At 71.2% G+C, this 19,138-nt stretch carries 19 protein-coding genes; 12 read left to right on the top strand and 7 right to left on the bottom strand.

Features of this window, described 5'->3' with window-relative positions; translation table 11 throughout:
• Positions 1-17: 17 nt before the first annotated feature.
• The 3 genes from ACWEJX_RS20775 to ACWEJX_RS20785 all read right to left on the bottom strand — a co-directional run bounded on the left by ACWEJX_RS20775 (position 18) and on the right by ACWEJX_RS20785 (position 1,728).
• Positions 18-317, bottom strand: a complete 300-nt coding sequence (locus tag ACWEJX_RS20775; protein ID WP_386807571.1) for a WhiB family transcriptional regulator — start codon at positions 315-317, stop codon at positions 18-20.
• 271 nt (positions 318-588) lie between these two features.
• Entirely contained in the window at positions 589-765 is a 177-nt protein-coding gene (locus tag ACWEJX_RS20780) for a hypothetical protein (RefSeq protein ID WP_386807569.1), read from the bottom strand.
• Between the two features lie 144 nt (positions 766-909).
• A complete protein-coding gene (locus ACWEJX_RS20785) occupies positions 910-1,728 on the bottom strand; it encodes a hypothetical protein (RefSeq protein ID WP_386807568.1) in 819 nt (272 codons plus the stop codon).
• Positions 1,729-2,072: 344 nt separating this feature from the next.
• Here ACWEJX_RS20785 and ACWEJX_RS20790 point away from each other — a divergent pair, with 344 nt between their 5' ends.
• The 11 genes from ACWEJX_RS20790 to ACWEJX_RS20840 all read left to right on the top strand — a co-directional run bounded on the left by ACWEJX_RS20790 (position 2,073) and on the right by ACWEJX_RS20840 (position 14,657).
• Entirely contained in the window at positions 2,073-3,392 is a 1,320-nt protein-coding gene (locus ACWEJX_RS20790) for a GNAT family N-acetyltransferase (RefSeq protein ID WP_386807567.1), read from the top strand.
• 121 nt (positions 3,393-3,513) lie between these two features.
• Positions 3,514-4,947, top strand: coding sequence for a helix-turn-helix domain-containing protein (locus ACWEJX_RS20795; protein ID WP_386807566.1), 1,434 nt, complete (start codon positions 3,514-3,516; stop codon positions 4,945-4,947).
• Positions 4,940-5,632 (top strand): RibD family protein, encoded by a 693-nt coding sequence (locus ACWEJX_RS20800; RefSeq protein ID WP_386807565.1) that lies wholly within the window; start codon positions 4,940-4,942, stop codon positions 5,630-5,632. Before ACWEJX_RS20795 ends, ACWEJX_RS20800 begins: the two co-directional genes overlap by 8 nt.
• On the top strand, positions 5,632-6,093 hold the full coding sequence (locus ACWEJX_RS20805) for a deaminase (RefSeq protein WP_386807564.1): 462 nt from the start codon (positions 5,632-5,634) through the stop codon (positions 6,091-6,093). The genes ACWEJX_RS20800 and ACWEJX_RS20805 overlap by 1 nt, the downstream gene beginning before the upstream one ends.
• Before the next feature lie 1,007 nt (positions 6,094-7,100).
• Positions 7,101-9,734 carry a hypothetical protein gene (locus ACWEJX_RS20810; protein ID WP_451608886.1) on the top strand — a complete coding sequence of 878 codons (2,634 nt, stop codon included), beginning with the start codon at positions 7,101-7,103 and terminating at the stop codon, positions 9,732-9,734.
• On the top strand, positions 9,731-10,549 hold the full coding sequence (locus tag ACWEJX_RS20815; RefSeq protein ID WP_451608887.1) for a DUF721 domain-containing protein: 819 nt from the start codon (positions 9,731-9,733) through the stop codon (positions 10,547-10,549). The genes ACWEJX_RS20810 and ACWEJX_RS20815 overlap by 4 nt, the downstream gene beginning before the upstream one ends.
• Before the next feature lie 199 nt (positions 10,550-10,748).
• Complete coding sequence (gene tap / locus ACWEJX_RS20820) at positions 10,749-12,875, top strand: telomere-associated protein Tap (protein ID WP_451608888.1); 2,127 nt, start codon at positions 10,749-10,751, stop codon at positions 12,873-12,875.
• A 3-nt stretch (positions 12,876-12,878) separates the two neighbouring features.
• Complete coding sequence (tpg, locus tag ACWEJX_RS20825; RefSeq protein ID WP_451608889.1) at positions 12,879-13,436, top strand: telomere-protecting terminal protein Tpg; 558 nt, start codon at positions 12,879-12,881, stop codon at positions 13,434-13,436.
• Between the two features lie 14 nt (positions 13,437-13,450).
• The gene (locus ACWEJX_RS20830) at positions 13,451-14,017 is read left to right on the top strand and encodes a hypothetical protein (protein WP_451608890.1); all 567 of its coding nucleotides are present in this window, start codon (positions 13,451-13,453) and stop codon (positions 14,015-14,017) included.
• 77 nt (positions 14,018-14,094) lie between these two features.
• Positions 14,095-14,400, top strand: coding sequence for a DUF6247 family protein (locus tag ACWEJX_RS20835; protein WP_401639830.1), 306 nt, complete (start codon positions 14,095-14,097; stop codon positions 14,398-14,400).
• Complete coding sequence (locus tag ACWEJX_RS20840; RefSeq protein WP_451608891.1) at positions 14,397-14,657, top strand: hypothetical protein; 261 nt, start codon at positions 14,397-14,399, stop codon at positions 14,655-14,657. Before ACWEJX_RS20835 ends, ACWEJX_RS20840 begins: the two co-directional genes overlap by 4 nt.
• Before the next feature lie 123 nt (positions 14,658-14,780).
• Here the strand turns inward: ACWEJX_RS20840 and ACWEJX_RS20845 are convergent, their stop codons facing one another.
• Positions 14,781-15,290, bottom strand: a complete 510-nt coding sequence (locus ACWEJX_RS20845; protein WP_451608892.1) for a hypothetical protein — start codon at positions 15,288-15,290, stop codon at positions 14,781-14,783.
• Between the two features lie 109 nt (positions 15,291-15,399).
• Complete coding sequence (locus ACWEJX_RS20850; protein ID WP_451608893.1) at positions 15,400-15,696, bottom strand: hypothetical protein; 297 nt, start codon at positions 15,694-15,696, stop codon at positions 15,400-15,402.
• A 174-nt stretch (positions 15,697-15,870) separates the two neighbouring features.
• Between ACWEJX_RS20850 and ACWEJX_RS20855 the strand changes: the two genes are divergently transcribed.
• Positions 15,871-16,707 carry a hypothetical protein gene (locus ACWEJX_RS20855; protein WP_451608894.1) on the top strand — a complete coding sequence of 279 codons (837 nt, stop codon included), beginning with the start codon at positions 15,871-15,873 and terminating at the stop codon, positions 16,705-16,707.
• Between the two features lie 275 nt (positions 16,708-16,982).
• Here the strand turns inward: ACWEJX_RS20855 and ACWEJX_RS20860 are convergent, their stop codons facing one another.
• Positions 16,983-17,456 (bottom strand): helix-turn-helix transcriptional regulator, encoded by a 474-nt coding sequence (locus ACWEJX_RS20860; protein WP_224291230.1) that lies wholly within the window; start codon positions 17,454-17,456, stop codon positions 16,983-16,985.
• Positions 17,453-18,010, bottom strand: a complete 558-nt coding sequence (locus ACWEJX_RS20865; RefSeq protein ID WP_451608895.1) for a replication/maintenance protein RepL — start codon at positions 18,008-18,010, stop codon at positions 17,453-17,455. The genes ACWEJX_RS20860 and ACWEJX_RS20865 overlap by 4 nt, the downstream gene beginning before the upstream one ends.
• Positions 18,011-19,138 lie beyond the last annotated feature (1,128 nt).

Here is a 19,138-nt window from a genome sequence, read left to right on the forward strand (position 1 = left end):
CGCCGGGCGGGAAGCGGTCAGGCGGCGGTGCGGGCGACCAGGCGACGCATGGCGCGGCGGTCGCGTTCGTCCGTGCCGCCCCACACGCCGAACTCCTCGCCGCGCTCGAAGGCGCCCTGGAGGCAGGCGTCCTGGAGCGGGCAGCGACGGCAGATGGCCTTGGCCGTAGCCGCCTGGAAGAGGGCGCGCGGGCCGTCACCGACCGGGAAGAACAGGTCGGGGTCCTCGCCCTCGCAGGCCGGGCGGGGCCGCTTGGGCCCGGCGGCCGTGGAGACCGAGTTGTAGTTCGCCGTGCGTACGATGGATCCGCGATTCATCAGGGCCTCCCAGAAGGTCCAGAGCGAGAGACAGCCCCGGGGTAGCCGCCCCGGGGCTGTTGCGTGTTGTGGCGGCCGGATGGCCGGAGCGAGCGGGAGCTCCCGGCGCTCTCCGCCGGCCCCGCCCGGGAAGGCGCGGGGACGACGGGCAGAGCCGGGTTCAGCACTGCTGGGATTTCGAGCGGTCAGCGCCGGTTGTTCTCCGAGCGCTTGTTCTGTTCGGCGTTCTTCCGCGACAGCTCGTCGCGTTCGGCGTCGGTAAGGCTGGTGATCACGCCGCCACCTCCCAACCGGCGGGAAGCTGCGACGGGTTGGTCACGACCCACAGGACGACGTCGGGCCGGACGAAGTCCTCGGGCTCGTAGCCCTTGGAGTCGTCCTCGCGCTCGATGTCGTCGATGATCCCGGCGGTCGGCCGCGCCGCGCCGCGTGTCATGCTGTGCTGCATCAGGTCCTCCAGTCAGGTCCTGGACAGCCCCGGGGCCCTAATCCCTGGGGCTGTCGTCGTTCTGGCTGCCGTACGAGCAGCCACGGCCCCGGCCTCCCCGCGGTGTGCGGGATGGCCGGGGCCGTGGACGTTCGTGCGCTCGCCTTACCTGCTGAGCTGCTCCACCTTCGTGGCGAGCAGGGTGATCGCGCTCATGAGGTCGGCGCGCTCCCAGTCGTTGAGCTGCGGGCCGTCGGCCTTCTTCGGCGTGAGCGACTGGAGCATCGCGACCAGTGCGTCGTGGGCCCGCTGGATGTCGGCCCGGCGGACCGAGCTGGCGGTCGACGCCCACTGGAGTTCGCGCAGCAGCCACAGACCCTGCTCGCGCTGTTCGGCCAGTCCTTCGCGGACCGTGAGGGCCGCGCGGCGGGCGGGCTCGGTGCGGCGCTTGTGCGCGACCAGGTGAGCGAGCTTGCCGCCGTCGGTGCAGCGGGTGCGGCCGGACGGGGCGCAGGTCGCGCAGTTCCTGGTGTGGGCCTCGTACATCTTGAGCGCGGCCTTCGCGTCCAGGAGCGGCGACAGGATCTGCATGACGGCCGGGGCGACCGCGGTCTTCGGCTTCCGCGTGACGCGGTTCGAGCGGCGCCCGTTGGTCTCCGCGCCGCCTTCCTGCAGCCGCCGCTCCCACACCTCGAACTTCACGTTGACGATGACCTGTCGATTGCTGCCCGAGCAGCGGATCGGCGCGTCCTCGTGGGCGGTGCCGGCGTGGTGCGGGACCAGCTTGTGGACCTTGGCCTGGATGCCGGTGATGGGCACCCAGGTGTTGCAGTCGGGGCAGATCAGCGAGGCGCAGTGGGGACGGAGGTCGTACTGGTGGGGGCGGAGGGTGGAGAGGGTGAGCGCCTCGCGGAAGCTGACCTTCTTGGTGCGGGTCCGGCTCTTCCGGAGACGGGCGGTGGGTTCCATGGTCGAAACGGACATGCGGCGCTCCTTGTGTACGGAGGGGCAGGGGGTGCGTCGCGGTGCTCTCTCCGTCCGTCAGGCCGCTCGGGAGACCCGGCGTCCTGACGAAGGGACAGCGCATCTGCGCTGCGACGTACACGCAGGTCAGTCGAGAAACCCGGGGGATTTGGTGGTGCTATCGACCCCGGCCGCCCCGTGAGGAGCAGACGACTTACTGCGGTGGTGCTGGTGACGAGCTTCAAGTAGTCGACTTAGATTGACTACTCAATGCCCGACGCAGTGAAGCATGCACGGTGCGCGACACGGGGTCAAGCCCCTTCGCCTACATTGACTAGTCATTCCCGGGCATGTAGACATCTCCCATGGCAGTCAGCGGCAGGGCACGGGCCCTCTATCAGCGCATCGCGGACAGACTCCGCGCTCAGATCACCGACGGGACCTTGGCCCCGGGTGACCGGCTGCCGACCGAAGCAGAGATCGCGGCCGAATGGGACACCACTCGTTCGACGGCCGTGCAGGGACTGAAAGTCCTGGTCAACGAAGGTCTCATCATCAGCGACCGGCCCCGCGGCTACTTCGTCCGCAGTCGGCGACCGATGGTGTACCGACCGCAGGGCGAGTTCCGAAAGCGCCCGCTGTCGCCGGAGATGGACCAGTTCCTCACCCAGATGCAAGAGGAAGGCCGGGAGGCCAGCCAGCACATCGAGGTGAAGGTGGAGACGCCCTCGCGACACGTCCGCGAGCGTCTCCAGATGAACGAGGGCGAGCTGGTAGTTGTCCGCCGGCGCGTCCGGTTCGTCGACGGCATCCCGTACAACACCAACGACAGCCACTTCCCGCTGTCCCTGGTCCAGAACAGCGAGATCATGAACCCGGACGACATCGCCCGTGGCGCAAACGTCGTCCTGGCGGAACTCGGGTACGAGCAGGTCCGCGCCCTTGATGAGCTGCACGTCCGGATGCCGACGCCCGAAGAGGCTGACCGCCTGCAGCTCGGCCCCGGTACGCCCGTCGCCGTACACCTGTGCACGGGCTTCACGAAGGATGGAAGGCCCGTCCGCGCGGTGGTCAACGTCCTGCCCGGCGACCGGCACGTCATCACCTACGAGCGCAGCCGGCCCCAGGTCGCGGACGCTCTGACGATCCGTCCCGCCGTCGCCACCGACCTGCGTACGGTCATCGAGCTCTGGGAACACGCCGCCTCGTGGCTCAACGAGCGCGGCATCGACCAGTGGCAGTACCCGCCCCGCGAGGAACGCATCAAGGCGAACATCGAAGCTGGCGAGTGCTGGATCGTCGAAGCGGACGGTGCGCCGGTCGCGACCATCACCGTCGACGAGCACGCCGACTCTGACTTCTGGACCCCTTCCGAGGCCGACGACCCCGCGCTCTACGTGCACCGCATGGTCGTGCGTCGCGACGTAGCAGGCCAGGACCTTGGTTCGGCCATGCTCGACTGGGCTGGACGGGAAGCGCTCCGCCAGGGCAAGCAGCTGCTTCGCCTGGACGCGTGGCGCTCCAACGACGAGCTCCAGCGGTACTACAGCGACCGTGGATTCGTGCACGTCCGGACCGTAGAAGCCGCCGACCGCAGCAGCGGTGCCCTGTTCCAGCGCGCGGCCAACTACAGCCGCGGTGACGGACCTGAACTGAAGACCGAACTGCCCGACAGCACTCACTGAGCAACACCCCCTCGCTGGGCTCGGAAACCGTTGCTTCGGTTCTAAGCCCGGGGAGCTGCAAGTTCCAGATCTGACATGTGGCCGGGCTAACTGGCCACATCAGCCACAGGATTGGGGCGAGATGGCACAGAAACCAAGGGAGCTGACGCCTTGGGTGTCGCCCCTGCACAACTGGGGCTACGAGCTGCGTGAGCTGCGGAATCTGCGCCGTCTCAGCCTGCGTGCCCTGGCCAAGCGGGCGATGGTCGACCACTCCCACCTGGGGCGATTCGAGCGTGCTGAGCGCATGGCCACCCGCGCGCAGGCCGCGCAGCTGGACAGTGCGTTGGGCGCGAACGGCATGCTGCTCCGGCTGTGGGAGCGCATCGGAGACGAGCCTGGGCATGTGGCCAATCAGCCGGTCCATGTGGCCAAGTCATCGGTTGATCTGGCCCTGGCCATGCCGGACCAGGCAGCGTCGGACGATGAAGGGATCTCGGTCCCGTGTCGTCTACGTGATGGGTCGGTGGTCTGGGTGGCTATGAATCGGCGTGCGCTGCTGCGCACGGGGGTGGGGATCGGGGCGGCGGCCGCCGCCGGGATTGGTTCGCCGGCCTTTGCGGACTCGGGTGCCGTTCCGGGGCTGGTTCGCAAGGCTAGGGCCGCATCGGCGTACGGCTCGACACCGGTTGAGCACCTGCGCCGCACCCGCCGCCTGCTGATCGACAACGACAACCTGCTGGGGCCCTGGCACGCGGTCCGCGCGACACGCGACCACATCCAGGTCATCCAGGAGCTGCGGCGCGAGGCGAAGGGCGCCGACCGGCGCGACCTGATGGAACTCCAGACGCAGTACGGCGAGTTCCTGTCCTGGCTCTACCAGGACCTGGGCGACCCGAAGTCGGCCTCGTACTGGCTGGACCGGGCGATGCAGTGGTCGCAGACGGTCGGTGACCAGGACCTGACCACGTACGTGATGGCCCGCAAGGCGCAGTTGGCCGGCGACGTCGCGGACCTGGTCGACGTGGTCGACCTCGCGGAAGCTGCCCAGAACATGGCGCGGCCGCGCAGCCGGCTTGCCGCCGTTGCGCGCACGTACGAGGCATACGGCCACGCGCTGCGCGGTGACGCTGACGAGAGCGAGCGGGCGATCGACGACGTCCGCAACGCCCTCGATGGCGCCGCCGCCGACCCCACCCCGTGGGGCGTGTGGCTGAACGCGTCCTATGTGGAGATCCATCGCGCCCAGGGCCTGGAGGCCCTCGGCAAGCACGACCAGGCCGCGGACGCGTTCGGCGCAGCCATCCGGATGATGCCCGACGGCTACCACCGCGACCGCGGCGTCTACCTGGCGCGGCAGGCCGTGGCGCTGGCCGGCGCTCGCGTCCCGGAGCAGGCCGCCGCCATCGGGATGCACGCGCTGACGGTGGCGGAGGACACGGGCTCCGGCCGGATCACCACCGAGCTCGCCCGGCTCGACAAGGCCCTGATCCCCTGGCAGCGCGAGCCGGTCGTGTCCGAGTTCCGCGCCGCCTTCGACTCCACCCTCTTCCACGAGACAGAAACGGATGCCTGAGCAGATGACTGCCCGCCCGTACGTGCTGCTGTCGGCCGCCATGTCGGTCGACGGCTACCTGGACGACACCAGCCCCGAGCGGCTGCGCCTGTCCAACGCCGCCGACTTCGACCGCGTCGACCAGGTCCGCGCGGAATCCGACGCGATCCTGATCGGCGCGAACACCATGCGCCGGGACAACCCGCGCCTGTTGGTCAACAGCGACGAACGCCGTGCTCAGCGCGTCGCCGACGGCAAGCCGGAGTTCCCGCTCAAGGTCACAGTCACCCGCACCGGCGACCTCGCCGCCGACCTGAAGTTCTGGCACCACGGTGGCGACAAGTTGGTCGTCACCGTCGACAGCGCGGTGGAGAAGGTGCGCGCGACACTCGGGGACCTCGCCGACGTCGTCAGCGTCGGGCCGGACCTCGACTGGGGCCTGGTCCTCGATGAGCTCGGGCGCCGCGGCGTCAAGCAGCTGATGGTGGAGGGTGGCGGCACGATCCACACCCAGCTCATGGCCCAGGACCTCGCAGACGAAGTGCACCTCGCCATCGCGCCGCTGCTGGTCGGCCAGCCGGAGGCCGCCAGGTTCCTCGGGGCCGCCGACTACCCGGGCGGGTCAACCGCGCGGATGCAGGTCCTCGAGGTCCGCGCGATCGACGACGTCGTCCTCGTCCGCTACGCCCCGAAGGGACGCGCCTGATGTACGCGCCCGACCGATGGCAGGACATGCAGTGGATGAGGCGTGCCATCTCCCTCGCCGCGATGTGCCCGCCGGCCGCGGGTGCCTACTCGGTCGGGGCGCTCATCGTCGACGAGGACGGCAACGAGATCGCGGCTGGCTACTCCCGGGAGTCCGACCCGCGTGAGCACGCGGAAGAGGCCGCGCTCGGGAAGGCGGACCCCCAGCTCCTTGCCGGGGCGACGCTCTACAGCACGTTGGAGCCCTGCTCACAGCGGCACTCGCCGCGTACCCCGTGCGCGCAGCGCATCCTCGAGGTGGGCATTCCGCGGGTGGTCATCGCCTGGCGGGAGCCGTCGCTGTTCGTCGACGACTGCATCGGCTACGAGCAGCTGGTGGAGGCCGGGGTCGTGGTCGTGGAACTGCACGAGCTGGCCGCGTCCGCGAAGGAAGTCAACGCGCACTTGGGCGGGCTGGCCTGATGCGGACTCAGCGACTTACCCACTGGGCGACCCACCCCGGTAACGAGTTTTCCGTCAAACGCCGCAATTCTTCCGGCATTCGGGACTTCTCGGGCCTGTTGCGTTTTCGACCCGCCTGTGTGTCGTCACAGCGGGTTAGGGTGATCGCAGATGTGATCCTTAACGACGAGAACCCCGGGACCGGGCATGGTCCTCGGGGCCTCGAACGGGGCAACGCCTCGTTGGGCGACACCTGGAAAGGAGGTGATCGCGAAATGAAGACTACCCGCGTCTGCGGAACTACACGCACCGCTACGCCGTTCCTCCATCGCGATCACGCCATCGGGTGCGCGCCTGGACACACTGACGCCAGCCTCCGCATTCGGGGGGTTGGGATGACCTAGCGGCCATCGGCCGCGCGCGCCAAGAAGAGGCGGACTAGCCATCCCCTTCGGCCTCGCGCGGCCCGTCTACCGCCTGGCGGCAATCCCCCACCAGAGCGGTCCGCTCAGATCCCGGTTCCCGCCGGTCCTGAGCCGCGGCCTATCAAGCCGCTTATCTCCCACTCGGCCCCTCATCAGGGCCATTTGCAACACCGGTCCCTAGCCAGGACCACAAGGGCCCTTCCCAGGTCCAGCAGTGCAGTACCCGCGAGCTCCCCGCCAGGGGACTTCGCGGTTCGTTCCGAGGCCCCGCCAAGGGCTTCGAAACACCAGTTCGAAAACGCCACCAAACGAAAGGAGATCGCTTCTGGGCCTTCGTACTGCCCCGCCCACCACATGAGCCGTTGCGATCGCGCCCCCGCCAAGGGGCCCGTCCGCGTTGATCCATATGAAGGTTGGTCTCGCCATAATGCAGGAGCTTCGGTCGTCTTGTCAGGTCGACCACGACCAGGTCAGTACCCCGTCTGGGGTGATTACCGCAGGTTGCGGTGTCCCCCCTGGCGGAATTGTGACGTACATCACACCCCCCAACTGTCACACCGTTTACGCCCGGTCGGCTGACCGCCTGACCTCGGGGATGTCCCTGTGAGCGCGGGAGCGGCGTCGGCCGCCGTGCTGGACCACCCCCTGTGGGAGGACTTCGGCAACTCCGTCGACGGCTCCTTGCTTCCCGGGCAGCGGAACGCGCTGCGGTCGGTGCCAGCCGCCGGGAAGCCGGACGGCGACGGCCCGGAGGACCCGCTGCGCCTCGGTCGCACGATGCGGCTGCGGCTGCGCGACGCGGTCCAGGCGCTGCTCGCCGACCCGTCGATCGCCGGGTTGAAGGACGCGCCGAAGCTGGCGGCCGTGGTGCTCTACGCGAAGTCGCGGGCGCCGAAGGGCGAGGACGACGACCTCCAGACCTCGATCTGGGGTGCGGAGCTCGGCCGGTGGATGGGCGTGAAGGAGTCGACGGTCCACCACAAGGTGCTGCCGGTGCTCCGCGGTTCGGACGCGGTGCACACGCAGGTGGTGAGGGACGGGAAGGGGCACCCGACCGGGCTGGACTGCCTGGTCATGCCGCTGTGGCGGGCTCACCACGGCGGGGGAGCGGGGCATCCGCTGGTGCTGACGAAGGCGGAGCTGGCGACGCTGCTGCGTCTCCTGGAGGCGCTGTTCGGGCACGGCTGGACGCCGAAGGACAAGGAGCCGACGCCGCCGGGGCTGCTCGCCGGCCGGACGGGCAAGGGCGCGGCGACCGACCGGCTCGGGCTGCTGCTGATGGTGCTGAACACGCGGGCGTCGGGCTGGCTGCAGCTGGTCGGCGGCTCGGTGAAGAAGCGCGAGGGGCGCGGGGCGGCGACGCTGGCCCGGCTGCTGGGCTGCTCGCCGTCGGGGGCCCGGAAGGTCCTGGCGAGGCTGACGGAGGCCGGTGTCGTGGCGCGGCAGCGCAAGGCCACGCCGACGCGGATGAACGGCCGGGGCCGGGTCATGCTGTTGCCGGTCGCCCGCGCGTATGGCCGCACGCTGGCCTCTGTGGAGGCGGCTGAGAGCGCCGGTGCGGTGTTTTCGGCGCGTCCTGATGGTGCGTGCGGAGATCATGGTCCGGCCGGTGCTACTGGTGCCCTTGGTACGCCTGGGATCGGTGGTGCTGAGGGTGCCGGGGATGCTGTGGATCAGGAGCGTCCCGATGGTGCAGAGCTCCACGCAGACCACGCTTCTGTGGTTACTCCCGTCGTTTCTCCGCAGCTTGATTGTGGTTTTTCCGGCGAAGGCCGTGGGGGGTCCGGTGATCTGCCGGAGCGCGTGTGCGTGCGCGAGGACCAGGCCGTCAACGGCGAGACCGCCGCTACCGGGTCGGCGTCGCCGGTGGCTGAGGGCGGCCCGCTGCGCGGGGAAAAGCCGAAGGAGTCCCCGGTCGATGAGCGGGTGGGGCAGCGTGCTGCCGGGGCCGGTGTCGGTGGCCGGCCGAAGGCCGGAGGGTGGGAAAAGGCGCAGCAGCAGAGGCGGGTGGCCCTCCCGGCTGCTCTTCGTCTGCGGGTAGCGCTGGGACCGGTCTCCTGGCTGTGGGAGCGGCTGTCGGGGTGGCAGCAGGACCAGGTGGAGGCCGCCGCGAAGGCGGAGCTGGCGCAGCTGGCGGGCCTGGGTGTGGCGCCGGAGGGTGCGCCGCGGCTGCTGGCCGACCGGCTGATCGACCGGCTGGCGGAGACCGGCGGCGAGGCGATGGTCGACAAGCCGTTCCCGTGGCTGATCCACCGGGGCCTGCCCCAGCGCCGGGCCTGCTCGCACCTCAAGTGCGACGACGGGGTCCGGCTCGACACCGGCGAGGACTGCGAGAACTGCGGCAACGTCATCCACCTGCGCCGTGCCTGGCGTGCCCGGATCGGCGCGGACATCGACCGGGAGCTGCCCGACCTGTCCGACGTCGAGCGCCGCCGCGTCCTCGAGGAGCGGCTGCGCGAGCGGGCCGCCATCGAGGCCGAAGACCTCGCCTGGCGCCAGGAGCAGGCCCGCGCGGAGCGGGCCCGGCGCGAGGCAGCCCGTGCGGCAGCCGCTGAGCAGGCGGAACGCGAGCGGCAGGCCGCGGCCGCCGCCGACGCGGTCCGGCAGGCGCTGGCGTGCGAGGACTGCGGGCGCGGCCGGTCGGCCGGGCTGTGCGAGGCGTGCGACCACCGCCGTCAGACCGAGGCCCTGATCGGTGAGGCCGGCCTTCTCGTGGCGGCCGGTTCCGCCGACCTGAGCGACCCGGCCAGCGTCGCGGCGGCCGTCGCCGGGGCCCGCACGGCCATCGAGGACAGCACCGCCGCCGCGTGGCAGGAGTTCCTGGAGATCACCGACGTGGCCACCCTGGAGGCCGATCCGCAGGCCGCTGCGGACGCGTACGCGTTCACCGCGTTCCAGGTCGCGCAGCAGGCCGTCGGCGAGTACCAGGACGACGCCCTGGCGATGCTGGGCCGCACTGCGGAGGCCGAAGCCGAGGCCCGGCGGGCGTACCGGTCCGAGCTGGGCCGCCCCTGGTTCCAGCACAACCCGACCGGCGCGGACGCGGTCGCCGCCGCGACGAACGCCGCCGACACCGCTCGGGAGCGGGTAGCCGAGCACCTTCTGGCGGCGCGGCTGAAGCAGCTGCACGAGCGGCCCGCCGCCCCGGCCCGGAGGACCGCGTCGTGGACGGAGCGACTGCCCGGCCTCGCCGCGCGCCCGCTGGACGGCGACGCCACCGGGGCGGTGATCGCATGACCGGCGAGCTGAGCGGCGTCGACCTCGCCCGCCAGGCCCTGGTCGCGGCCCGGGAGGCGGCGAAGAAGAACGGCGCCACCCAGACGAAGAAGCCCAAGCGGCGCACCACCACCGTCGTACGCCGTGACGGCCGTGAGCCGCTCGGGCTCGGTGCGGCGATCGGCATGATGATGACCGAGCGCGGCATGGTCGCCCCGGCCGCCGGCGGCTCCGTCCTCGCCGACTTCGACGCCATCCTCGCCGCGGCCGTGCCCGAGCTCGCCGGGCGCGTGCAGGCGACGGCGTTCGACGCGGACACCGGCCGCCTGGACGTCGTCCCCGACGCCCCGGCCGTCGGCACGAAGCTGCGCTGGAGCGCCCCGAAGCTGATCGCGGCGGCCAACGAGCGGGTGCCCGGCGCGAACGTCCGCGCCCTGCACGTCCTGGCGCCCGCGCCCGCGAGGACCGCCACCATCACGGCGGCCGCCGCCCCGGCCGCGCCCGACCTGCCCGCCGTCCCGGTGGAGCGCCGACCGCCGCCGGACGGGTACCGGCGCGCGATCGAGGCGCACCGCCAGGCCGCGCCGCCGTCCCGGGTGGACCCGGGGATCGCGGAGGCGGTGGAGCGGCAGACCGCCGCGATGCGCGAGCTGTCGCGCCGGGCGTTCCCCGAGCCCGACGTCGCCGCCGACGATGCTCCGGCCCCGATCGAGCAGGCCCGCCTCCAGCGCCGCCGCCAGGCCGCCGCGACCGAGGCCGCCGCGCTGCGCCGGGCCCGAGCCGAGAAGGCCGGGCGCACCGTGGACGTACCGCGCCCCCTGGAGCAGACAGCATGACACTCCGGCTGTCAGCCTCACACGGCGTTTCCCCAGGTGGAGGCGGTGCGCGATGAGGCTGTCAGGTGTGAGCCAGGGCCTGCGGCAGACCCTTCGAGCCGTCCATTTCCCGCCCGATCAATGAATCCGAACGGGTTAAAAAAGTGGGTTAAAGGCTAGGGTAAACAGTGCTAGGGTGAGGGCACGAAAGGAGATCGACATGGCATCCGAAGAGGAGCTGTTCGCGAACATCGACGCGCTGCTGGAGGAGGAGCCGCAGCTCCCGCCCCCGGCGGAGCGCGCCCGCCTTCGCGAGGCCGCCGGCATCACCCAGGCCCGCCTCGCGACCGCGCTGAAGTCGACCGTGCAGACGGTCAAGAACTACGAGAACGGCCGCTCCGAGCCGAAGTCGCCGCGCCTGGAGGCGTACCAGCGGCTCCTCAAGGGATGGGCGGCGAAGTACCCCGCCCACGCGGCTCCCGCCGCCCCGGCCCCGGCCGTCGCGCCTCAGCCCGAGGTGCCGCAGACGTTCACCCGCGTGCCCACCGTGGAGCAGGACGAGGCTGAGCCCGACATCGGCGTTGCGGTGAAGCCGGTACCCGAGCGTCCTGCCCGTCCGGCCGCGCGCCCGGCGACGTCGTCCCGGCGTCCGGCCGCGAAGAAGGCCGCGAAGCCCGCGGTCGACCCTCGCTTCCCGCACGGCCCGCTGGCCGTCCTGGACGGCGACGGCTCCGCGTACGCGGCGGGCGGCGTCGTGCTGGACTGCCCGGCGACCACCGTGCCGGAGCTGGTGGAGTGGACGCTGCGCGAGTCCGGTCTCGGCGCCGCCAAGCTCAACCGGTACGGCAACGACAGCGACCCGCTGATCGTCCTCACCGCCGCGGCCGCCGTGAAGCTGGGGCTGCCCGAGCGCCTGGAGGGCCACGAGCAGCGCCGCTCGCTGCGCCTGCCGGAGGACCACCCGGTCGTCAAGCAGGTCGCGAAGGCCAAGTGGCAGCTCACCCAGCGGGGCTTCGGACCGTGGGCGCGGATCTACCGCAAGGCGCAGGGCCGCGACCGCCAGTGCGTGCAGCTGGCGATCCTGTCCTGGGACGCCCTCGATGAGCGGTCCTGGCCCGGCGTCGCCGACATGGAGCCGGCCGACATCGCCCGCGTCCTCGGCGTGTACGCCCAGCGGGTCATCACCCCGCGCGGCTCCACCGCCGTCTCCGGCCTGGAGCTGATGACCGCGCTGCGCCCGCCGACCAAGGCCGTGCAGGACCCGGCGACCGGGAACTGGGTGTCCGGCCACAACGCGGGCAGCCTCGGCACCGAGCCGATGGACCCGGCACCGCCGGAGGCCACCCCGGAGCACCCCGTCGTCGTGAACTCCGGCTGGACCGGCGGCTTCCTCAACGAGGAGGCGTACCAGTGGGTGCGGGACGTGGACACGCTCTCGGATGAGGAGTGCACCCTGCCGTGGGCGGTCGGCCTCGACCTGAACACGGCGTTCCTCGCCGCCGCGGCCCGCCTGGTCGTCGGCCTCTCCGCCCCTGACCACTTCCACGCCCCGAAGTTCAACCCCAAGATCCCAGGAAGCTGGCTGGCCGACCTCTCCCACATCGAGCTGGACCCGCGCCTGCCCAGCCCGTTCACGCCGGACGGCTCCCGGCCGATCGGCCCGGCCTGGTATCAGACGCACACCCTCGCCTACGCCCAGGAGCTCGGCTACGACGTGCACCCGATCGAGGCGTACCTGCGCCGCGAAACCGGCGCGTACCTCGACCCGTGGCACGACCGCCTCAAGAACGCCTACGTCGACACCCTCGCCGACATGGGCGTCACCCGGGACCTGTCCGACACCGAGTTCCTCGCGGCGATGGAGCACCACAAGGAGAAGGACCCGGGCCTGGCCGCCGTCCTCTCCGCGATCAAGGCCACGGTCAAGGGCGGCGTCGGCAAGCTCCGCGAGCGCCCCCAGGGCAAGCACTACAAGGAGGGCGAGACGTGGCCGGCCCTCTCCCGGCCGACCTGGCGCCCCGACATCCGGGCCGCCGTCATCAGCAAGGCCCGGGTCAACATGCACCGCAAGCTCCGCAACATGGCGGACATGACCGGCCTGTACCCGCTGGCCGTGCTGTCCGACTGCGTCGTCTACCCGAGCCCGGGGACCTCCCCGCTCGACTTCCTCCCCTACGCCGCGTCCGGCAAGCCGCAGCCCGGCGGATTCCGCCTCGGGCCCACGCCCGGCCTGGCGAAGCTGGAGGGCGTCCAGCAGATGCTGTGGGCGGTCGACCTCATGGAGAAGGGCCTCAACCCGGCCCGCCACATCAAGGGCGGCGACGCCGTCCTGGACGAAGGGGAGTAGCCGGTGGGGGAGATCGACGACGCGATCGAGCGGGCCGACCGCGAGGCGTTCACCAAGGACCCGCCCAAGACCCTCAAGGGGCAGGTCGGGTTCCTGATCAAACAGTTCGGCAGCGCGAAGGCCGTCGCCCAGGAGCTCGGGGTCACCGCCGACTCCGTCAACCGCTACCGGCGCGGCGCCCGCAAGCACGCCCGCGCCGACGTCGCCGCGAAGATCGACGACGCCGTACGGCAGCGGTGGCAGCCGCTGGTGCGCAAGCGCCGGCAGAAGCAGGCCGCCACCACGGGCGGGATCACGGTGGAGACCCGGGCCCGGTTCGGCTACACCGCACCGGTCGGCACGACCGACGACGGCCGGTTCCGGCGACTCACCGTGCACCTCCCCCCGGAGTACGCGCAGCGCCTCTTCGACGCCCGCGACGCGGGGGCCAGCGACCAGCAGATGCGCGGAATCATCGCCGAAGGGTTTAAGGAAGTGTATTTCCAGGACGGCGGCGGTCGCGCTATGGGACTGTCGGACGTGGAAATCAACGACATCGATTACCTCGATCTGGATTACTGACTAGGAGCGAATACGTGACCGCCAATTTTCCGCCCATCGACCGCGACAAGAGCCCGCTGTTCGACGCCGACCACGACCCGGTCCGGGTCGCCGACGCGCTGCGCCGCAGCCCGCACTTCGCGGCCGCGGACGCCGACCCGGGCGGCGACACGGTGTGGTTCACCACCGAGGCCGGCATCAACTACACGCTGACCTTCAAGGAGGCGGAGCCCACCGACAACGACCTGCTGCCCGAGCCGGTGCTCACCGAGGCCATCGCCGCGGCGATCCTCAACCACCCCGGCTTCACCGTCGCGGACGCGGACTCGCCGCGCGAGGACACCATCACCATCCAGTCCCGCAACCAGGTGCGCCACCTCCTGGTCCTGGACGTCGACCGCGGCAACGCCCTCGCCCCGGAGGACCTGTCCACCCCGGCCGTCGACGTCGCCTTCGCCGCCGACAAGCTGCTCACCAGCGACCCGAGCGACTCCGAGCGCGCCACGGCCGAACTCCTCAACTACGTGGCCGCCACCTGGGGCAAGCAGGACCTGCCGCTGCGCGAGCACGCCCAGGCCGTCGCCCGCACCCTGACCCGGTAGAAGGGGATCCGCCCATGACCGCATCCACGGCCACCCGGCGCGCGTACGGTGAGGGGAGGACCCGCCAGGAGGACACGATGAGCGCGCAGCCCGACCACGCACCCGTCACCGCCTACGCCCCCGCGCCCGGGGCGCCGGCCGAACTCCTCGCCCAGCTGCGCGCCGACAAGCGCGCGGACCGCTGGGTGCCGGCCTTCGAGCGCGAGTGGACCGCCGCCCTCGAGGAATCCCGCCGCACGTTCTCCCTGGCCGGGCTCTACGAGGTCGTCCAGGACTGGCAGGGCCGCATCGCGCACGCCCCGGCCGTCGACGCGTTCGTCGCCTCCGGGTACGACGACAGCGACGCCGTCGACCTGGCGGAGCTCCGCCGACGTCGCGGGTGAGCCCGTCGCCGTACGCGGTCCGCGTCTCCGCACCGGCCGCCAAGGTCCTCGACGCGCTGCCCGAGCACGCGGTGGACACCGTGTGGGACATCCTCGCCGCGGCCGCCGACGATCCGTTCGGCTTCCGGCAGTTCGACACCGACGACGACGAGGGCGAGGACGTCCGCTACGCGGCCGTCGGCCAGCTCTCCGTCACCTACTGGGTCAACCGGCCCCTGAACAGCCTGACCGTCCTGAACATCGTCTGGCTCGGGTAGCCAACCCCTGGCAACGGCCCGGCCCCGGCATTGCAGCTGCCGGGGCCGGGCCGTTGCGCATCGTAGCCACCGCCGTATCCACCCGTTGCCACCCGGCGGCAATGCGTATCCGCCCGGCAGTTGTCACCAGGCGCCGCGCGGGCGGTCGGCACCGAGCTGCACCTCGCGCCGGCACTCCGGGCACTCCGGCAGCCCCTCCACCCGGCGCGGCCGGTCGCCCTTCGCCCAGCTGAACCCGCACAGCGCCGTGTTCGAGTAGTGCTGGACCTGGTCGTCGTCGGAGGCGTGTGAGCCGTAGCCCGGCACGTTCCAGGTGAACGTTGCCTCTCCGTCGTACGGGCCGCCCTCGGGCCACTCGTAGACCGGCTCGGTGGTTGTGCAGCGCATCCGCAGGTCAGGCCCCGTCCACTTCTTGCCGTGGATGATCTCCGCAGCGGCGTCGGCCGCGTCCGCGAGGCGCTCGAAGGACAGGTCGTAGTCGTCCATGTGCTCCCACGAGCCCGGCTTCTGCGTCTCGCGCATCAGCGAGCGGAACATCAGCAGCAGCCGGGCCAGGTCGTGGTGATGGACGCGCACCGTCCGGGTGTCGTGGTCGAAGCCGTAGGTCGTGTCGTACGGCGGCCTGTTCGGCATCGGTCCTCGTTCGCTCGGCGGTCAGCGGCCACGGCGGCCGGGTGCTCAACGACCCGGGCCCGCCGGGGCCACGCCTGCTTCCGCCGTCCGTGCGCTGGCCGCCCGCGGCTCAGGCCGACGGCGTGGCGCCGGGCAGTTCCCCGGCGAACTCCCACCACTGCTCGATGGTCCACACGGCGACGCTGGAGCGGTCGGTGGACATCCGCAGCCAGACCTCCTCGCCGCCGGGCAGGAGCGCCACCTCCAGGTGCGCCTCCTCCCACGTGCCCACCGGGTACATCCACTCCAGGCCGTCGTTCGGCCAGGTCCGCATCGCCACCGTGCGCACGCTCAGCGCCGCGGCGAAGGCGTCCAGCGCCGCCTTGGGTATCCGCACCTCCGCCGGCTCCCGCTCGATCCCCGCCACCGGGCCCCCTCTCGCGTCGTGCGGCAGGCCCGCGCCCGCCGTCGCGGATCAGCGTGACAGACCCGCCCCGCGCACCGGTGTCACGCTGTGAGGCTAGGAGACTCCCAGGCCGTTTTCCCAGGTGGGCGGGGTGAACTGTGAGGCTGTGAGCCTGTGAGACGGAGCTCGCGCCTCGTGCTCCCGCACGCCCTGGTGGTGCCCGCCGGCGCGGAGGACGATGGAGTCGTGGGCGAGCAGCACGAGGACCAGGAGCACGGCGTCGAACCGGCGCGGCCGCCGCTGAGCGAGGCCCGCGCCCGGGAGATGACGGCCGGGCTGCGCGAGGCGATGGACGACGTCCGGCGCTCCGTGGCGGTCCTCGCCGCCCGGGTCCGCGACGCGCACGCCGCCCGCGTCTGGCTGCCGCTCGGGCACAGCAGCTGGGAGTCGTACTGCCGGGCGGAGTTCGGCATCAGCCGCGCCCAGGCGTACCGGCTCCTCGATGTCGCCCGCGCACTCGCCACGATCCACGACGCCGTCGCCGCCGGCCCCGAGACGTCTCGCACGCGAGACAGCAACCCGGGCACCGCGGCCGCGCTCGACTACGGCCTGTCCCAGCGGGCCCTGATCGCCGTCTCCGGCCGCACGGACGCCGTCGCGGAGATCATCACCCGCCGACTCGCCGCACTCGCCCACAGCGGCCCCCAGGCCCTCGACACGGCCACGGTGCGCGCCGTGGTCCGCCAGGCCGTGCGCGACGTCCGCACCGCGCCGCCCCCGGCGCCCGCCGAACCGCCGGCGGACCCCGCCGTCACCGCGCTGCGCGCCGTCGTCGACGACCTCGCCGCCAGCAGCCACGCGATCGGGGAGCTGATGCTCGAAGTCGCCCCCGCGTACCTGTCCGACACCGAGGCCGCCGACGTCCTGGCGCTCCTGTGCGAGCAGATCGGCGAGCCCCTCGACCACGGCCTCGCTGCCCGCCGCTACGCCCTGACCGGTGACCGCCGGGCCCTGGCCGGGACGGTGCTGTAGTCGGTGCTGCCCGTGGTCCTGGTCGTGCTCGCGGTCTGCTGTACGGCGAGGGTCCGGGGGCAGCGCAGCATTTGCATGGGCCAGGCGGGACAAGGGTGCTGCTCGTACAGCGGGCCAAAAGATCTATGCGGCTGCTGCATACAGCACGACGCGAGACAGCGCGCTGCCGGCGACGGCGAGCGGGCCGGCCACCGTGCTGCAGCGGGGCGGCCGGGAACGACGACGGCGCCCTCCCGGTGGGGTGGGCGCCGTGGTGGCGGGGCAGGAGTCGCGGATCATCCGGCCAGTCGCAGGGCGGGCGGTGCGTCCGGCAGCGGGGCGTCCTCGCCGCCGTCGGGGTCCGGGTCGAAGTCTGTGCCGATGCGGGCGTCTCGCGCGCGCGGCGGGCGGATGTCGCCGGTCGGGAAGTTCAGCGGCCACACGAACGTGTCGGGCGCCTTGAGGTGGTTGACCATGTGGCTCAGCGACTCGTAGCCGGCCAGCAGCGGGTGGATGAGGACCTCGCCGCGGCGCTGCCGCTCGCTGATGATGCCCTTGTCGCGCAGCTGGCTGATGGCCCGGGAGACCACGGACTGGGTGAGCCCGAGGCGCTCGGCTAGCTCCTGCTGGCGGATCTTGACCAGGCCGCCCGGTTCCTGGCGGGAGGTCAGCACGTCGAAGACGTCGCGGGCCGTGGGGGACAGGCAGGCGTTCGGCAGCACCTCGAAGATCTCCGGGTTGTGGAAACCAGGAATGGAAGCGGAGCTCATCGCGTGGCCTCGTTCCTCACCGTCGGGATGGTGATCTCGTGGTCGACCAGGGTCTTCTTGAGCGACTTCACCAGGCGCAGCTGCTTCTCGCTGCCCCACCGGTAAGCGTAGAGCGGGTTGAGCCGGTACACCCCACGGCGTTCCCGCCAGGTGAAGTTGTGGTGGCTGAGCTGGCCGACGGCGCGGGAGATCTTCGACTGCGAGCAGCCGTACTTCTTCGCCAGGCCGCCCTGGGTCATCTCCACCAGGCCCTCCTTGTCGTGGTGCGTCTTGAGGTAGTCCAAGACGTTCCGCGACATGGCGCTCAGATCGAACTTCCACAGGTTGTCCTCGATCACCTGGGACATGCTCAGGTGCCCCTTGCCGTAGAAGACGTACGGCTTGACCGGGTCCTTCGTCGTGAAGGTGCCGCCGCGCTTGGCCAGCCTCTCCAGGCTGCTCACCAGCTGCTGCGCCGTCTCCATGCCGTTGACGGCATCGGCGGGCGGCGGAGCGGGGGCCAGCCGCGGCGTGGTCGCCGGCGCCTCCGCGCTGCGCCTCAAGGGCTGGGCCACGGGCTCTCCTCCATGATCGTCGGGGCTGCATAACATAGCAGATCTGCGATGTTATGCAGGCGATGTATGCACGCGGCGGGCGTGTCTCTGGACAGGAACGATCTATTCACCTACGTGCATGCAACTCGCCTCCCTCGGGCGTGATCCATTCACTCAGGCTGCATATATCTCGCGCGTTTCCGCAGGTCAGAGGCTCGCGCCTATCTGATCTTTAGAGGCGCGCCCCCTACGGCCCGCGCCGCGCCCTCCAGCCGCTCCATTCAGCGGCGAGGCTCGCGACCAGGCGGGGGAGGCCGCGGATCCATCCGCCGGCGGCCCGCCAACTGCTGCGCGTCGGCCCCCGGACGGGGCTGAGGCGGCTTCGCGTGCGGCTCCGTGCGTCGGGTGCGGACCGTAGGCGGCACCAGCGGAGCTGCGTCTCGGGTTGTACCGGCCGTGACGCTCAAAAGCATGGAGGCGTGGCCGGTGCCGGTGGTGGGTTCCGCCGTACGGCCTGGCGGCCGAACGGCTCATGTACCTCCGCACGCCGAATTCCGGCATTCCCATATCGGGCTTCCGTTCTGTGGCTAAGGTATTCAAGGCCGTGCAATCTTGAATTCAGCCGGTGAGTTTTTGGACTGGCTTAGGGGTGGTGCGGCCAGGGCCCAAATGCTACACACTCGCGCTGCGTGATGCATCACGCTGGTTGCGCGTTCGCTCGCTCGGGTGATGCATGTACGTAATCCGCCCCACAGTGGTGGGTTGACGTGTAAGCTGGCGGGGTATTCGTGAACGTGAGCGGCCGGTTTCGAGGGTGGGGGAGTGGTCAGGGTGGAGCGCAGCGGAGCCCGTCACTGCGGTGGGGCCGGCACCCGATCGGGCCGACGGTCCGTCACTCTCGTTGCGGCGGTGGTGGCTGGGAATCCCAAGCCCTACACAGTCCCGAGCGTGATGCACCTCCCCTCGTAGCCAGCCCGGGTGATCGCGCTTGCGCGGTCGCCTCCAATTCGCGCTTGCGCGAATTACATTCCGTCCGGAATTCCGTTTACGGAATTCCATTCCCGCGCTTGCGCGGGAATCCGAATTGCGCTTGCGCAATTCGCGCTCTATGCCCCGGCTTGCCGGGGCATATCCCGCGGAGCGGGATAT

It is taken from the genome of Streptomyces sp. NPDC004788, assembly GCF_053601115.1.

Coding starts and splice junctions, on each gene's coding strand:
- ACWEJX_RS20775 (WP_386807571.1), bottom strand. CDS start 317: ATGAATCGCGGATCCATCGTACGCACGGCGAACTACAACTCGGTCTCC.
- ACWEJX_RS20780 (WP_386807569.1), bottom strand. CDS start 765: ATGCAGCACAGCATGACACGCGGCGCGGCGCGGCCGACCGCCGGGATC.
- ACWEJX_RS20785 (WP_386807568.1), bottom strand. CDS start 1,728: ATGTCCGTTTCGACCATGGAACCCACCGCCCGTCTCCGGAAGAGCCGG.
- ACWEJX_RS20790 (WP_386807567.1), top strand. CDS start 2,073: ATGGCAGTCAGCGGCAGGGCACGGGCCCTCTATCAGCGCATCGCGGAC.
- ACWEJX_RS20795 (WP_386807566.1), top strand. CDS start 3,514: ATGGCACAGAAACCAAGGGAGCTGACGCCTTGGGTGTCGCCCCTGCAC.
- ACWEJX_RS20800 (WP_386807565.1), top strand. CDS start 4,940: ATGCCTGAGCAGATGACTGCCCGCCCGTACGTGCTGCTGTCGGCCGCC.
- ACWEJX_RS20805 (WP_386807564.1), top strand. CDS start 5,632: ATGTACGCGCCCGACCGATGGCAGGACATGCAGTGGATGAGGCGTGCC.
- ACWEJX_RS20815 (WP_451608887.1), top strand. CDS start 9,731: ATGACCGGCGAGCTGAGCGGCGTCGACCTCGCCCGCCAGGCCCTGGTC.
- tap (WP_451608888.1), top strand. CDS start 10,749: ATGGCATCCGAAGAGGAGCTGTTCGCGAACATCGACGCGCTGCTGGAG.
- ACWEJX_RS20835 (WP_401639830.1), top strand. CDS start 14,095: ATGAGCGCGCAGCCCGACCACGCACCCGTCACCGCCTACGCCCCCGCG.
- ACWEJX_RS20845 (WP_451608892.1), bottom strand. CDS start 15,290: ATGCCGAACAGGCCGCCGTACGACACGACCTACGGCTTCGACCACGAC.
- ACWEJX_RS20860 (WP_224291230.1), bottom strand. CDS start 17,456: ATGAGCTCCGCTTCCATTCCTGGTTTCCACAACCCGGAGATCTTCGAG.